Annotated in this window: 15 protein-coding genes; 8 read left to right on the plus strand and 7 right to left on the minus strand. The window is 61.5% G+C overall.

The features are described 5' to 3' along the window. Positions 1-53: 53 nt before the first annotated feature. From FJ958_RS24820 to FJ958_RS24845, 6 genes are all read left to right on the plus strand, one after another. The gene (locus FJ958_RS24820) at positions 54-971 is read left to right on the plus strand and encodes a LysR substrate-binding domain-containing protein (RefSeq protein ID WP_140746611.1); all 918 of its coding nucleotides are present in this window, start codon (positions 54-56) and stop codon (positions 969-971) included. A gap of 127 nt (positions 972-1,098) precedes the next feature. Then, positions 1,099-1,341: a type II toxin-antitoxin system prevent-host-death family antitoxin gene (locus FJ958_RS24825; protein ID WP_140746492.1), complete on the plus strand. Its 243-nt coding sequence runs from the start codon at positions 1,099-1,101 to the stop codon at positions 1,339-1,341. Next, positions 1,341-1,766: a type II toxin-antitoxin system VapC family toxin gene (locus tag FJ958_RS24830; RefSeq protein WP_140746495.1), complete on the plus strand. Its 426-nt coding sequence runs from the start codon at positions 1,341-1,343 to the stop codon at positions 1,764-1,766. Before FJ958_RS24825 ends, FJ958_RS24830 begins: the two co-directional genes overlap by 1 nt. A gap of 452 nt (positions 1,767-2,218) precedes the next feature. Next, on the plus strand, positions 2,219-3,052 hold the full coding sequence (locus FJ958_RS24835; RefSeq protein ID WP_140746498.1) for an FMN-binding protein: 834 nt from the start codon (positions 2,219-2,221) through the stop codon (positions 3,050-3,052). 25 nt (positions 3,053-3,077) lie between these two features. Then, on the plus strand, positions 3,078-3,797 hold the full coding sequence (locus tag FJ958_RS24840; RefSeq protein ID WP_246679740.1) for an FAD:protein FMN transferase: 720 nt from the start codon (positions 3,078-3,080) through the stop codon (positions 3,795-3,797). Further along, positions 3,794-5,305: an RnfABCDGE type electron transport complex subunit D gene (locus FJ958_RS24845; RefSeq protein WP_140746504.1), complete on the plus strand. Its 1,512-nt coding sequence runs from the start codon at positions 3,794-3,796 to the stop codon at positions 5,303-5,305. Before FJ958_RS24840 ends, FJ958_RS24845 begins: the two co-directional genes overlap by 4 nt. Before the next feature lie 7 nt (positions 5,306-5,312). Here FJ958_RS24845 and FJ958_RS24850 read toward each other — a convergent pair whose 3' ends face one another. Together FJ958_RS24850 and FJ958_RS24855 are read right to left on the minus strand one after the other, a co-directional pair. Further along, a complete protein-coding gene (locus tag FJ958_RS24850; RefSeq protein WP_140746507.1) occupies positions 5,313-6,656 on the minus strand; it encodes a HAMP domain-containing sensor histidine kinase in 1,344 nt (447 codons plus the stop codon). Then, complete coding sequence (locus FJ958_RS24855) at positions 6,656-7,321, minus strand: response regulator transcription factor (RefSeq protein WP_140746510.1); 666 nt, start codon at positions 7,319-7,321, stop codon at positions 6,656-6,658. The genes FJ958_RS24850 and FJ958_RS24855 overlap by 1 nt, the downstream gene beginning before the upstream one ends. Here FJ958_RS24855 and FJ958_RS31675 point away from each other — a divergent pair. After that, the gene (locus FJ958_RS31675; RefSeq protein ID WP_181176506.1) at positions 7,321-7,812 is read left to right on the plus strand and encodes a hypothetical protein; all 492 of its coding nucleotides are present in this window, start codon (positions 7,321-7,323) and stop codon (positions 7,810-7,812) included. The two genes, FJ958_RS24855 and FJ958_RS31675, sit on opposite strands and share 1 nt — an antisense overlap. 30 nt (positions 7,813-7,842) lie before the next feature. Here FJ958_RS31675 and FJ958_RS24865 read toward each other — a convergent pair whose 3' ends face one another. The 5 genes from FJ958_RS24865 to FJ958_RS24885 form a co-directional block, all read right to left on the minus strand. After that, complete coding sequence (locus FJ958_RS24865) at positions 7,843-9,633, minus strand: thiamine pyrophosphate-requiring protein (RefSeq protein WP_140746515.1); 1,791 nt, start codon at positions 9,631-9,633, stop codon at positions 7,843-7,845. A 132-nt stretch (positions 9,634-9,765) separates the two neighbouring features. Further along, positions 9,766-9,951, minus strand: coding sequence for a hypothetical protein (locus tag FJ958_RS24870; RefSeq protein ID WP_140746518.1), 186 nt, complete (start codon positions 9,949-9,951; stop codon positions 9,766-9,768). 248 nt (positions 9,952-10,199) lie between these two features. After that, positions 10,200-10,349, minus strand: coding sequence for a hypothetical protein (locus FJ958_RS31680; RefSeq protein ID WP_181176507.1), 150 nt, complete (start codon positions 10,347-10,349; stop codon positions 10,200-10,202). 708 nt (positions 10,350-11,057) lie between these two features. Continuing rightward, complete coding sequence (locus FJ958_RS32215; RefSeq protein WP_140746524.1) at positions 11,058-11,378, minus strand: plasmid stabilization protein; 321 nt, start codon at positions 11,376-11,378, stop codon at positions 11,058-11,060. A gap of 289 nt (positions 11,379-11,667) precedes the next feature. Next, complete coding sequence (locus FJ958_RS24885; RefSeq protein WP_246679744.1) at positions 11,668-13,605, minus strand: AI-2E family transporter; 1,938 nt, start codon at positions 13,603-13,605, stop codon at positions 11,668-11,670. 529 nt (positions 13,606-14,134) lie between these two features. On the opposite strand from FJ958_RS24885, the gene FJ958_RS24890 reads away from it, so the two are divergent. Then, a complete protein-coding gene (locus tag FJ958_RS24890) occupies positions 14,135-14,338 on the plus strand; it encodes a CsbD family protein (RefSeq protein ID WP_140690704.1) in 204 nt (67 codons plus the stop codon). Positions 14,339-14,425 lie beyond the last annotated feature (87 nt).

The raw sequence follows: 14,425 nt of genomic DNA on the forward strand, positions 1-14,425 counted from the left end.
TGCGTTCTATTTTAGAAAAACTAAATCAAGCTGCCCCCAGGATCGATGCCCAGGTGAACAAGACGCCCCCATTGCGTGCGATACAGGCCTTCGAGGCTTTCGGCAGGTGCGGCAGCGTGACCGCCGCGGCAAACGAGCTTGGAGTCTCCGTCGGCGCGGTCAGCCAACAGATACGCAAGGCCGAAGATGCCCTGGAGGCGAGGCTGTTGGAACGGCGCGGCAGGAGCGTGGCCCTCACGGCGTTGGGCCGTGTCTATCACGCGGCCGTTTCACTCGGGTTCGATCAAATTCGCGAGGCTCAGGATGTCATCGAACGGGCCCGCTCCGCGGACACTTTGACCATCTCCTGCCTGCCATCGCTGGCCAGCAAATGGATCGGCCCGCAACTGCTGGATTGGCAGGCCAGCCATGCCGGCGCGACGGTGCGCCTGGTTGGCGCCGAGACAGAGCCCCGATTGGACACAGAAGAGTTCGACTTCCGTATTTCCTACGGCGACAAATATCGTGATTTCAACCACTACACCGAACTGTTCACGGATTGGGTGGTGCCGGCATGCTCGCCAGCGCTACTCGCAAAGCATCCTGTGCGCAGACCCGCCGACATTCTCGATCTGCCGCTTCTCAGCATAGAGTGGGCCCGCGACCACCGCTCGCCGCCAGGTTGGGCGGAATGGGCCGCAAGCATCGGGGCGTCGTACAGAAAGGCTTCAGGTGAAGTCGCCTTCTCATTGTCGAGCGCCGCGATCGATGCCGCGACAAACGGAAGGGGCATCGTGCTGGCGCAACTTTCGATGGCCGCCGAAGACATCGCGTCCGGCCGGCTCGTCATACCTTTCAATCAACGTCTAAAGTTGTCCCAGGCCTATTTCCTCGCCTGGGACCGCGGGGCCCTGCAAAAGCCCTTCGGTCCGGAACTGCGCGCATGGATCGTTTCGATTTCCAAGCGGATGGGCGCAGCGTTAACGGTCTAACTGATGTCCTCATGTCCCGCTCTCGTTCGCCGCCCAGTTGCGGATGCGAATACGTGCATCGAGAGGTCGCGCTGGAGTTCTTAAGCTGAACACGCTATATGACCATCTATATGGTCAGGAGAATGGCATGGATGAGATCAATCTGGCAGACGCCAAGGCCCATCTGAGCGAGTTGATCGACCGGGTCGAGGCAGGCGATTCAATCGACATCACTCGGCGCGGCAAGCCGGTTGCACGGCTCACCGCCGTGGCCAAGCCTCGCAAACCGATCGACGCCGCCGTGCTCCGGTCTCTGACGGCGACCATGCAGCCGCAGACTGAAAGCGCTGCTGATCTGGTGCGAGCGATGCGGGACGGCGACCGCTACTGATGCTTTATCTCGACACGTCGCTGATCGTCGCGGCGCTCTCCAATGAAGCGATGACGCCGCGCGTTCAGGCCTGGCTGGCGGAGCAGGATGCGGCGCAGCTTCTGATCAGCGACTGGACCATCACCGAGATGTCTTCGGCCATGGCGATCAAGCTGCGGACCCGCCAGATCAGCCTGGAACAGCGCGCCGGGGCGCTCGCCATGTTCAACAAGCTGGTCGCCGAGAACTTCACCGTGCTCGGCGTGACGGGCAGGCAATTCCGGACCGCGGCGAAGTTTGCCGATCAGCACCTGCTTGGGCTGCGAGCCGGCGATGTGCTGCATCTCGCCATTGCATCGGAGCATGGCGCCACGGTGCACACGCTCGACCAGCGGCTCGGCGAGGCCGGTCCAGCGCTCGGTGTGCCGACGCGGTTGCTGACATGAAGCAGGCCCTCCCGCTGCTTTTACCCCTCACTCCCACTCGATTGTCTTGACGCGGTTATGCCCTTTCCGCGTCTTTTTGGGTGTGGGCCTAGCACTAACAGCGCAAATTAATTCGCCGGAACAGAAGCAAAACAACTGGAAACAGGCCGAGTGCCCGGGCCCAATTGAGCAGCGCTGCTGATTGCGCGCGGCGCAGATATCGCTTGCCCCCGAAAAGCGGTGGACGGGCGATCGGATTGCCGCCGGATTAGCGACGAGCAGAAGCGGGCGATCGTGCAGGAAACGGAGAAGCCCGGCGTCGCCGTGGCACAGGTTTGCGCCGTTGCGCCCGAGGTCGAACGCGGAGCCGTTGCCAACTGACAGCCAATTGTCAGCTTCGTCATGGGATAATGCGTCCCAAGCGATCCAGAATGGATTCGCTAGTGCATGAGCCAAGCTGGATTGAAACGCGGATGAAAAAGATTGCCCTGTCGCTCTTCGTGATCGCTGCCTCCGGCGCCTATGTCTGGGAACAACCCGGCAAGGCCCAGACGGACGATATGCTTGGTTCGGCGCTTCCTGCCGACGCTGCGGAGCGTGATGCCGGGCAGCCAGCCATCCCCGCAACACCTGCGGACACCGCCCCTAACCCAGCGCCGGCCTTGCTCGAGCCTCGCCGGCAGAGCGTGCGGCTGGAGCCCCGGGTCGACGTGCCGTCGTCGGCGGTCGGCAAGGAAATGACGGCGGCTATTCCGATGCCCGCACCAGAGCCGGAGCAAGCCGCGGTCAGGCTATCGCAGGCGTCGCGGGTGCCGGCCTCCCAGCCCACGGCCCCGGCACCGGCGCCAGCCGTGGCCAAACCTCAGCCGAGCGTCGCTGCTGAAACGCAGGAGACTTCGTCATTCGCCGTAACTCCCGCCGTGTACATCCCTATCCCACAATCGCGGCCGGACTATCCCCAAGCACCGGCTCGCGTCATCCGCGCAGGAATGAAGGCGATCGCGACAAGTCCGGCCACGCACGGTTTCAGGGACGGAACATATGCCGGTCCCGTTACGGACGCCTATTACGGCCCCATGCAGATCCAGGTTTCCATACAGGGCGGCCGTCTGACCGCGCTGAAAGTGCTGAAATATCCCTCGGACCGGAGCACCTCCGTCCGCATCAACAGAGAGGCGCTGCCCATGTTGCGCGACGAGGCGATCAGCGCGCAAAGCGCCAATGTGGACATCATCTCAGGCGCAACGTTGAGCAGCAGGGCCTTTATCCAATCGCTCCACGGCGCGCTGAGGAAGGCTTCTTCCTAATTCGATGCGCGAAACCCGCGTTCTGATGGGAATGCCCATTACGGTCGACATCGGTGGCGCATCTGGCACGCTGATCGAGGACGTCTTCGGCTATTTCGACCGGATCGACCGGCGCTTCAGCACGTACAAGACCGACAGCGAGATTTCCGCCATCAATCGCGGCGACGTTCCGGTCAAGGATTGGAGCCGCGAGATGATGGAAGTGCTGGCACTTGGCGAGCGGACGAAGAACGAGACGGGCGGTTACTTCGACATGCGCAGGCCGGACGGCTCGCTCGATCCTTCGGGGATCGTCAAAGGGTGGGCCATCCGCAACGCCGCGGGCCTCGTTCGCCAAGCGGGCGTCGAGGACTTCTTCATCGAAGCCGGCGGCGACGTCCAGTCGAGCGGTAAGAACGGCTCCGGAACCGACTGGAGCGTCGGCATCCGCAATCCCTTCAAAATGGATGAAATCGTCAAGGTCATCTACCCGCGTGGTCTCGGCGTCGCGACCTCCGGCACCTATGCGCGCGGACAACATATCTACAACCCGCATGGGTTCGATGACCCGATCACCGGGATCGTCAGCCTGACGGTTGTCGGACCCGATGTGCTCGACGCCGATCGCTTCGCCACCGCCGCCTTCGCAATGGGCCGGGATGGCATCCACTTCATCGAGCAGGTTTCCGGCCTCGAGGGCTATGTCATCGACATCGACGGTCGGGCAACGCTGACAACCGGTTTCGGAGATCTATGCGAACCATGATCAAGGCCCTCGACCGATTCCTCGACCACCTGACCATGTACAGGCTGGTGCTCTATTATCTGACGGCCCTGCTGGTCACGGCCTTCGCCTTCACCTTCGCCAAGCTCGTGCCCTACGATCCACTCGCGCTCGCCTTCACCTCCGCGCTGACGCTCGCGGTCTGCTGGATCACCAACAAAGCCTTCGAACTGGTCTTCGAGGTTCCGGCAAACAAAGAGTCCGTCTACATCACCGCGCTCATCCTTGCCCTCATCCTCGATCCGGTGACCGCAACGGACCTCAAGGGCATTGGCGCCGTGGCATTCGCCTCCGTCTGGGCGATTTCATCCAAGTTCATCTTCGCTGTCGGCCGGAAGCATCTTTTCAATCCGGCAGCGCTCGGCGTGGCGCTGTCGGCGCTGCTTCTGGACAAGCCCGCCACCTGGTGGGTCGGCGGCAATTCGTGGCTGCTTCCCTTCGTGCTGGTCGGCGGCATTCTCATTGTCCGAAAGCTGCGGCGCCTGGATCTCGTCGCGGCATTCATGATCGTGGCGCTGATCACTATCCTGGCCACGACAGATCCGTCGCTCTATGGCGAGGCGCTCAAGGAGACGCTGACCTCGTCGCCGCTGCTGTTCTTCGCCTTCGTGATGCTGACCGAGCCGTTGACGGCGCCTACCACGCGTTGGCCACGCATCGCCTTCGCGGCGGTCGTCGGTTTCCTGTTCGCTCCCAACGTGCATATCGGCTCGTTCTATTTCACGCCGGAGCTGGCGTTGCTTGCTGGCAATGTGTTTGCTTACGCGACTGGGCCGAAGGGCCGCTTCGTGCTGACATTGGAGCGCATAGAGCGCTCCGCCATCGACAGTTACGACTTCATCTTCAGTTCGCCGCGAAAGCTGGCCTTCGAGGCGGGCCAATATCTCGAGTGGACGCTCGGCATGAACCGCTCCGACAATCGCGGCAACCGCCGCTATTTCACCATCGCCTCGGCGCCGACCGAGGAGACCGTCCGTCTGGGCGTGAAATTCTACCCGCAATCGAGCGCCTTCAAGCGCGAACTGATCGCCATGAAACCCGGCGGCAGAATCCATGCCGCGCAGTTGGCAGGCAACTTCACCCTTCCGGCGAACCATGGAACAAAGATCGCCTTCCTGGCCGGTGGGATCGGCATCACCCCATTCCGCTCCATGTTGCAACATCTGCTCGACCGCGACGAGAGACGCCCGATCGTCGTTCTCTATGGAACCGAGGGACAGCAGGATATCGCCTATCGCGATGTGCTCGGCACTGCCAGACGAAAACTCGGCATCAGGACAATCCATGCCGTCGCGCGGGGCGCCGAGCGCGGCCAGTATCCAGGCTACATCGACGAGCGCCTGATACGCCTGGCGGTCCCCGACTATCTCGAGCGGACGTTTTACATTTCCGGCCCACAGGCCATGGTCAAGGCGCTTCGCCAGAAGCTTCGCGCCATGGGCGTGCGCCGTTCAAGGATAAAGGTCGACTACTTCCCCGGCTTTGCCTGACGAGCAGTCACCCGTGCCTTGGGAACGAAATGGTCACGACCAGGCCCGGGTCGGCATTTGCCATGGCAAGACTTCCGCCGTAGGCTTCCACGATGTCCGAAACGATAGCGAGGCCAAGGCCGCTGCTGCCGCCCTTGCTGTCCAACTGAACCCCGCGGGACAGGACGGACTGCCGGTCCGCGTCCGGGATGCCCGGCCCGTCATCGGCAACGGCGATAACCACGGCCGCGGCTCTCACGGATGCCGCGATGCGTACCGATGATCGTGCGAAGCGCGTGGCATTCTCAACGAGGTTGCCGAGTATCTCCGACAGATCTCCTTCATCGATCGGCGCGACAAGATCATCGGCGACATCGATCTCGAAGGAGAGACGCTTGCCGCCAGGCGTCCGCTTTACCACGCCGACCACGCCGGCCGCGGTCTCGAGGACGCGGCAAGTGGCCTTGCCGAAAATGCCGGGCGCAAGGCGGGCGCGTGCCAATTCCCGCTCGACGTGGCGCCGGATCGCGCTGGCGCTTCTTTCAATATCGTCGGCTAGCTCAGTCTCGCCCTTCTTCCGCAGCGCGCGGATGTCGGCTGAGAGGACCTGCAATGGCGTCTTGAGCCCATGCGCCAGATCTGTCGCGCGTGAGCGGGCGCGTACGAGCGCCTTGTCCTGGGCCTCAAGCAAGCGGTTTATCTCATCGGCGAGCGGTTGCACCTCCCGAGGTGCCGCTACTTCGAGCCGCGTCGCGCGCTGGGCGACAACGTTTCGGACCGCGACCCGCAGGCTTTCCAGGGGGGCGAGACCCACAGTGATCTGGATGAAGAATGCGGCCATTAGGGCCAGGGCAAGAACGATCAGGGCCGGCGCGAGATCGCGAACATATTCGCTCACCGCTACTTCCACGCTGCGGTGGTTCTCGGCGACGATGGCACGAAACGATCGGCCACCGGGATCGATGACCGTGCGCGCGACCGCGATTGCGAGCTCTCCCTCCGGCCCTTTGAACTCCTTGATTTCCTTGAGCTCGCCACCGATTTGGTGGGCATGCAGTGCAAGGGTCGCATCCCATAGTGAACGCGAGCGGACAAGATAGCCGGATGCGATGTCCTCCACCTGCCAGTAGTGGCCGGACAGGGGAATGGAAAAACGGGGGTCGGTCAGCGGCGTCTGGACGGAGAGGTGGCCGTCGGCACCGTAAGCGGTGGCGCCGATCAGTTCGTTGAGGTCGACGGTTAGCTCACTGACGATACGCCGTTCGACATTCAGTTCGAACAGATAGCGCAACCCAACGCCCGCGATGGCAAGGGCGATGAGAATTGAAACCGTGGCCGCCAGCCAGAGCCTGAACCGGATCGAGTTTCCCATCAGCTGCCATCATCGGCTATGAGATAGCCGAAGCCGCGCCTTGTCTTGATGATGTCGCTGCCGAGCTTCCTGCGCAGGCGGGCAACGATGACCTCGATCGCATTGGGGTCTCGATCGTTGCCGGAATCGTACAGATGCTCCGCCAGTTCGGTCGGTGCCACGACGCGCCCGCCATGATGCATCAGGTACGCCAGAAGCCTGTACTCGAGAGGCGAGAGTGAAACAGGGGCGCCTTGGACTGAGACACGCATTTGAAGAGTGTCGAGAAGCAAGGGTCCGGATCTGAGCACCGGCGCTGCCTGGCCTGTCGAACGGCGCAGAATCGCCCGCAATCGCGCCAGCAGTTCCTCCATTTCGAAAGGTTTGGGCAGGTAGTCGTCGGCGCCCGCATTGATGCCTTCGACGCGTTCCGTCCACATGCCTCTCGCCGTCAGGATGAGGACTGGAAACCGGCGACCGTTGGCTCGCCATCGTTTGAGGACGGTGAGGCCGTCGAGCTTGGGCAAGCCGAGATCCAATATGGCCGCGTCGTAATTCTCGACGTCGCCCGCAAACCAGGCATCGTCGCCGTCCCGCACCACATCGACGGCCATTCCGGACGCCTTCAGCGCTGCAGCGACGTCCGCCGCGATCCGGGGTTCGTCCTCGGCCAGGAGGATCCTCAATGGTCGCTCCCCCCGCCTCTCACGATCACGCCGGCTCCGGCGTCAACGTCCACAATCTTGCGGCGACCGTCCGCGCCGACAACCTGCAATCGATAGATCCATTTGCTCCCAAGGCGGACAAGGTCGACGGCAACGACATCGCCGGGCGCCTTGGCGCGCACGATATCCAGTATCCTGGCAAAGCCCTTGATTTGGCCATGCTCGTAGAGGTCCCTTGCCCGGTCGTGATCGCCGTCGTCATCCTCGCCGGCTCGCGCTGCGAGCGGCTGGACGGCGGCGAGCCCAATAAGGCCAGCCACGACAAGTCGTTTGAGAATGGTTGTCATCGACCAGGCATCTCGCACACAAAGGCTGTCAATCCGCTGTCAGCCAGCCATCGTCCAGCAGGCAGCAAAGATAGTACCAGCAAGCTCGGCTCGAATATTGCGGATGCTGTGATTGCCGACAACCCGGCAATCACCGGTCAATCGAGGCCGGTCCGCGATCAGTAAGCAGATCGTGGAGCCTTACGCGCCCTGCTCCTAGTCTGACTTGCCCGGCAGTATCGAACCCAGAACCTGCCTGACGGTCCCGCGAATAACACCGGTTTCACTGGGATCGCCCTTTGCAAGCGACGATGTCAGGTTTTTGATCTGGTCGAAGGTGAAATGCGGGGGAAGTGGCGGGACCTCGGGATCGGTTTTGACCTCGAGGACAACGGGATAATCGGACGCAAATGCTTCGTCCCAGGCCGGTCCGAGGTCTTCTGCGCGATCAACAAACAAGCCTTTAAGACCTATCAATTCGGCAAACCGATGATAGGGCACGTCCGGGATACGCTGCGACGCCTCGAACTTCGGGTCGCCTTCCATGACCCGCTGCTCCCAAGTAACTTGATTGAGATCCTGATTGTTGAAGACGCAGATGATGAACCGGCCATTCGGCCAGGACGACTTCCAGTATTTGGCGACGGTGATCAGTTCCGCCATGTTGTTCATCTGCATGGCTCCATCGCCAACAAGCCCCACCACCGGCCGGTCCGGGTGCGCGAATTTCGCGGCGATCGCGTAAGGGACAGCGGCGCCCATCGAGGCAAGGCCGCCGGAGAGCGATGCCATCATCCCCGGCCTGATCCTGACGTCACGCGCGTACCAATTCGCGCAGGATCCGGAATCGCTCGTCAGAATGACGTTATCCGGCAATCTCGGCGAAAGCTCCCATGCCACAAGTTGCGGATTGACTGGGTCGGCTTTTGTCTTGGCCCGCTCCTCCAGAAGTTTCCACCAGTCGGCTACGCTCTTCTCGATCTGTTTGCGCCACTTGTTTTTCTTCTGCTTCAACAATGGCAGCAAAGCCTTGAGCGTCTCAGTTGCATCGCCGACAAGATTGACGTCCATCGGATAGCGCAAGGACATCATGCCGGGCTTGAGATCGATCTGAACGCCTTTGGCCTGACCTTCTTTTGGCAGGAACTCCGAATAGGGAAAGCCGGATCCGACCATCAGCAACGTGTCGCAGTCCCGCATCAGATCCCAGGAGGGTTCCGTTCCGAGCAACCCGATCGAGCCCGTTACCCAAGGGAGAAAATCCGGTAAAGCCGCCTTGCCGAGAAGCGCCTTTGCGGCACCCGCGCCAAGGCGATCGGCGATGTCGATCACCTCTTGCGTCGCGGCAAGGGCACCAGCCCCGACGAGGATTGCGACGCGCTCGCCTTCGTTGAGGATATCGGCGGCCGCTTTCAAATCATCCGCGTGCGGAACAACCAACGGCTTGCGATAGCCGACGCCGGAATGAACCGTGCCGTGAGCGCGGGACGGTTCCTCATAAGGCATCTCCTGCAAGTCGTTCGGCAGGACGAGCGCCGTCACGGTTCGGTTTGCCAACGCAATGCGAACGGCCCGGTCAACGAGGTGACGAACCTGTGCGGGAACAGCGGCCTGGTGGACGAAATCTCCCGCCACATCCTTGAAGAGGGAGGCAAGATCGACTTCTTGCTGGTAGTGGCCGCCGATCGCGCTGCGGGCCTGCTGGCCGACGATGGCCAGGACAGGCTGGTGGTCAAGGCGTGCATCATAAAGACCTGTCACGAGGTGCGTCGCGCCGGGACCGGAAGTCGCTATGCAGACGCCAAGTCCGCCAGAAAACTTGGCATAGGCCGACGCCATGAACGCGGCCATTTCCTCATGTCGTGCCTGGACGAATTCAATCTTGCCATCCGCACGGTTGAGGGCCCCGAAGACGCCGTTGATGCCGTCACCCGGGTATCCGAACATCCGCCGTACGCCCCAGGCGTGGAGGCGCGAAATCAGGAAATCGCCAACGGTTTTAGACATGAGAGGAGCCTTTCGATCACGGCTGGAAAGGGAATTAACCAGCGTGGCGACGTCCTGTTCCCAGCCTCGCCACAGATCGATGGGCCTGGCAGCCTTAGCCGGTACCGACCAAAAACCCGTTCTCTCGGTTTCTTACCCGCCCGTGAGTTTCTGTTTGATCTTGTCAAACATGCTGGCATCGTGGGACGCACCCATAAAACGGTTCTCGATCGCCGCCCACTCAGACATCCGAACGACGTCCTCGAATGTCTTGAGGTCGACGCTCTCCTCGGGTTCCAATGGCCTGCCTCGCCGGAGATCGCCGAGGGCCAGCTGCATGGCTTTCACAGCTCTGAACAACACAGTCGTTCGCAGCTGCCATGGCAAAGCCCCCGATCTGATAGGCAGGGAAACCGGCTAGATCGATGAGCCTGGCTGTCAGCGCATCCGCCGCCGAAGGCAAAACCAGCGGGCTATGGTGTTGAAGCACCGTTCTCCAGCTATTGGTCCGAGCCATCGGTCTGCCAAGCCTCCTAATCGGCTAATGGTGTTCACCGCTCCCAGAAGAGCTTCCCTGTCCGCCGGGTTCAGCCCGCAGCGACACGCCGGGCGACCGCCTCGGGATCATCGCGTGCCAATTCAGACGGACCTTGTTGCAGAGCCTGGTCTCGACCGACTTCCTTGCCAATCTTGTAAGCGGCATAGACGATGCCGAGACCGATCAAAAACCTGACCATGGAAAATCTCCTTCGGCGGGAAACCCAATCGTTGACGGATGGTTCCGGGAGCGTGCGATGACATTGCGCGCGCATCGGGCAAAGGGGTTTGGCCGAAGCCCCGCGCCTATTCGCCCAATATGATCCCGGAAGCTATGATCTGAGCCGTGCGCCCTGTTAGCCTTCCGCGTTTCACGAGCGTGGGTTTGACATAGGGTTTTCTCGTCATCACAGATCCACTGGCGCCGGAGATACCGTTTACCTTGCCAAGGCGGCATTCCGGCTTAAACGGCCTTCGCGCGCCAGTGTTCCACAGAATCACATGGTTCTGCTGATGAACAAACGCGATATGCAACGGCTTGGGGTCTCGAACGGGGACGAGATCGATCCGCCATCGGCAGCCGAGGATGGGGTCGAGCGACGTGTCCGGGGCCTGAGGGTCACGCCTTGCGCGATCCCTCCCCGGATTGCGCAGGCTGCTACTCGGAGCTCAATCCTCTGATTCCCCTGTGGCATCGGGCGGAGAAAGGCGCATGTGCCCGCGGCCAAAATCGGTACCGGTGAGTTTGGTTTTGCGTGGCGGATAGTAGGCAGCGGTCTTCCTTGCCCGACGCCCTCGACCTTCGTGCGTCGAGCCGGGAGGCAAAAGTCGGCCGGATCACAGCAGTAACCGCCGAACGACGTCACACCAACTCGATTGCCGTTAGCGCGAAAAGTGCTGCCTGTAACTTATGAGTGGGAGTGGCTTGCAGCATTCCTTTTCCTTGTCGCGGCGGCCTTCCTCGCAGAGGCCGACCTCTCGGCCGCGGAACGAGATGCCTGGGCTTTGCCGCCCTTCTCTCCCCCCTTGTGAGCCGCAGGGTGGCCGGTGTGCTTTCCACGTCCCGATCCGCCCTCCTTCTTGCCGCCGCCGTCATCCTTGTTCACCGTTGCCCAAGCACGACGTTCGGCTTCCTTTTCCGATACCCCTCGATGCTCGTAGCTCTCGGCTATGTGATCAGCTTTGCGCTCCTGCTTGTCAGTGTATTTCGACTTGTCGCCACGTGGCATCGTGACCTCCTGTTTCTCTAACGGTTGCGAACGAACACATTCCGATTTGGTTCCAGATCGCCAAGACATCCGAGCGGGACGCCGCTGAGCGATCGAATATCGACCATGCCCCAAACCCTTGTCGGAACTCTCGACCTGCCGGATCAGCGAACCCGGCGTGGCCGATCGCTTCCAATCAGCTGCCTTGCAAATTCGCCCAACCAGAAATGCAGCCATGGCCGGCGAGCACCGCCGACTTCGCTGGCAAGCACCAGGCGGTCCAACCCGCCGAGCCCACAACGCGGCGGGGTCAATCGCTTCGTGACGTTTTTCGGCGGCGTGTGCGCCGCTTGGCGACGATTTTGAGCGGCACAGGCGGTGCCGAAGCCAGCGCGCCCAAGGCCGCCTGTACCATACCGGACGCGACGAAATCGGCGCTGATGTCCTTGGCCAGATTGTCGGCGCCCTCTTTGTCGGCCCCGTCGAATTTGAACCATAGCGCGATCCCGACCCTGAGGTCCGCTTTGGCCCGCTTCAGCCGGCGCACCAGAAAGCGGGCATGCTTGACGGAATCCTGGTTGAGGAAGCCGACCACCGCTGTATTGACGCTGCCCAGCTCAAGGCGACGAATTGTCGACGGCTCCAAGTCTACAAAGCTCGCCTTTGACACCGCGGCGCCCTGCACTTCCAAAACCTGCGCCAGCATCGCCGCCGCTGCGTCGTCGAGTGGACCGCGGCCGCCAGCACAAAGCACCGTCAATCCCGAGCCATCCGGCAATTCGGCATAGCCATTGTTCGCGGTCTCATTGTCCTCGAGCGACCCCGCATCCTCGCCGATACCCAGGGCTTCCTCCTCGTCCATCTCGTGTTGAGCGCTGTCTTCGAGGTTCGCGACCAGCGTCAGCGCGCTGGCTGCCACCTGCTGAATCTGCTGGTCGTCCATTACGCCACGGACGCGGTCCTTCTCACCGAGCAGCAAGGCGGGCAGGGCCACCTTGTCGTAGAATTCGACTAGATAATTCTCCTCTAGAGTTTCCTCGGCATGGTCTGTTGCCTCGTCGGGATCGCCTGCCAGCAGTCGTTGGTAGAGCCGCGCGTGGGCGTCCAGTACCGGCTCGTTGCCGAACAGCACATCGAGGAATTCGAACTGCGGTACATGCCGGCCAAGCACAACCAGACAGACCGTGAGCGGTGTCGACAGGACCAATCCCAGCGGACCCCATAGCCATGTCCAGAAGATCGCCGCAACGATGATGGCCAATGGCGAGAGCCCCGTGCGCGATCCATACAGCCAAGGCTCGATGACGTTCCCGGTGATCAACTCCATCGCCACGAACAGAGCTGCCGTCCACAACACAAGCGACCATCCTGGCGCCACCGCCAGCGCAAGGAAGAGGGGCAGCAGCGCGCCGATCACCGGCCCGATATAGGGAACGAAACGAAGGGCAAGCGCCAGCAATCCCCACAGGAGCGCGTTGGGGATGCCCAACGCCCATAGCCCGATCGCAATCGGGATCGCGTAGATCAGGTTGACGACCAATTGCATCAGCAAGTAGCGCCCTACCCGCGAGCCGGCGTCCTGCAGCGCCTGCGTCGTCCGATGAAGGTCGCCGTAGCCGACAAGGCGAATGAAACGGTCCCGTAGATCTTCCCGCTCCAGAAGCATGAAGATGACGACGATGACGATCAAGCCAGCTGACCCCAAAGGGCTGATCAGCGGACCGATGATGTTCTGGAGGATTTCGAGCGGCTTTTCCTTGGCAACGATTTCAACCGGCACCGGGTCGCGTTTCGGGGTTTGCGGGGAGGCTGGAAGCGAAGGCTCTTGCCTGTTGATCTCCTGGCCAACCCGCTCGACTACACTGCTCAATCTCGAGATCACGCCGCCGCCTACTCCCGTCTCTTTGAGGGAACGGACCTTGGTGAGGATGTTTGACTGGTAAAGCGAAATGTTCTGAGCGAGTTCGCTGACCTGCGACGCGACAATAAAGCTGAACAGCGCCAGAACCGCGAATGCCCCGAGCACGCTCAGAATGACCGCGGCAAGGCGCGGCATGCCTGCCCGTTTGAGCGCCGAGACCAGAGGAGCGAGTGCAAAGGTCAGGAGCAGCGCGATCGCGATCGGCAAGAATACTTCTCGTCCGAAATACAACGCTGCAACAGTGGTTACGACAGTGGCCACGGTCGGCAACGCCGTGCGCCTGCGCGCTAAGGAAAGGGGTCCTCCCAGTCCGGAACTGGGGGAGATGCCGTTACGATCGATCGCCAAGAAATTCCTCCGCCTGCCCGCCGCGATCATAAACGCTAAAGTGCCATATGTTTTCCATCAATTGTGGTTTCCCTGGCCGGAACGAGGACACATCGAGACCCATGTCTGTGGGCACGACGGCTGCGGCAAATGCACTCCCTATGGCTTTGCCCGACCGCAGCGAAAGCCCCCGTCAGTGCGCATCACAGGGCCGGCATCCTGAGCCCAACACTCAACCCCATCCAAATCGATGAGGCCTCAAAACCTGCACGCCGTACCTGCTCCGTGCCTGCATGTTCCACAGCAAGCGCTGCGGTCCCGATTGGACGCTAAGTACTTGCTGCCGGTCGCACGTTCCTCCGGCGGGCGTTATTGTGCCTTTTGTATCGCTGGTGGTCATGCGCAACTGCGGGTTCGTCGCATTCGTGGCGTGAACCGTCATTTCCCACATGCAAAAGCGAGCACCGACCCGGAACCTCACAGGGCGCATGGCGTTTGGCAGCGTAATGCAATCAAGGAGGACCGTGTCATGGACTGGAATCGTGTCGAAGGAAATTGGAAGCAGGTCAAAGGCAAGGTCAAAGAACAGTGGGGCAAGCTTACTGACGACGACCTCGACCGTATTGCCGGCAAACGTGATCAACTCGAAGGCAAGATCCAGGAGCGCTACGGCATCGAGAAGGATCGTGTGCGGCGCGATATTGACGATTGGTACAGACGGCAAGACTGGTAGATATCGCCTGGCACGCCGTGTGGGCTTCTTCTTACCGGCGGCCGGCATGGGAACGCGGCCTGCGGCGGCAGACGCAACTCGCGGCTG

This window comes from Mesorhizobium sp. B2-3-5 (assembly GCF_006442395.1).
Taxonomy (GTDB): domain Bacteria; phylum Pseudomonadota; class Alphaproteobacteria; order Rhizobiales; family Rhizobiaceae; genus Mesorhizobium.

Bases quoted from the DNA above. Each gene is read 5' to 3' on its own strand.
- FJ958_RS24825 (WP_140746492.1), top strand. From the start codon at position 1,099: ATGGATGAGATCAATCTGGCAGACGCCAAGGCCCATCTGAGCGAGTTG.
- FJ958_RS24830 (WP_140746495.1), top strand. From the start codon at position 1,341: ATGCTTTATCTCGACACGTCGCTGATCGTCGCGGCGCTCTCCAATGAA.
- FJ958_RS24835 (WP_140746498.1), top strand. From the start codon at position 2,219: ATGAAAAAGATTGCCCTGTCGCTCTTCGTGATCGCTGCCTCCGGCGCC.
- FJ958_RS24840 (WP_246679740.1), top strand. From the start codon at position 3,078: ATGGGAATGCCCATTACGGTCGACATCGGTGGCGCATCTGGCACGCTG.
- FJ958_RS24845 (WP_140746504.1), top strand. From the start codon at position 3,794: ATGATCAAGGCCCTCGACCGATTCCTCGACCACCTGACCATGTACAGG.
- FJ958_RS24850 (WP_140746507.1), bottom strand. From the start codon at position 6,656: ATGGGAAACTCGATCCGGTTCAGGCTCTGGCTGGCGGCCACGGTTTCA.
- FJ958_RS31675 (WP_181176506.1), top strand. From the start codon at position 7,321: ATGGTCGCTCCCCCCGCCTCTCACGATCACGCCGGCTCCGGCGTCAAC.
- FJ958_RS24865 (WP_140746515.1), bottom strand. From the start codon at position 9,633: ATGTCTAAAACCGTTGGCGATTTCCTGATTTCGCGCCTCCACGCCTGG.
- FJ958_RS24870 (WP_140746518.1), bottom strand. From the start codon at position 9,951: ATGCAGCTGGCCCTCGGCGATCTCCGGCGAGGCAGGCCATTGGAACCC.
- FJ958_RS31680 (WP_181176507.1), bottom strand. From the start codon at position 10,349: ATGGTCAGGTTTTTGATCGGTCTCGGCATCGTCTATGCCGCTTACAAG.
- FJ958_RS32215 (WP_140746524.1), bottom strand. From the start codon at position 11,378: ATGCCACGTGGCGACAAGTCGAAATACACTGACAAGCAGGAGCGCAAA.
- FJ958_RS24890 (WP_140690704.1), top strand. From the start codon at position 14,135: ATGGACTGGAATCGTGTCGAAGGAAATTGGAAGCAGGTCAAAGGCAAG.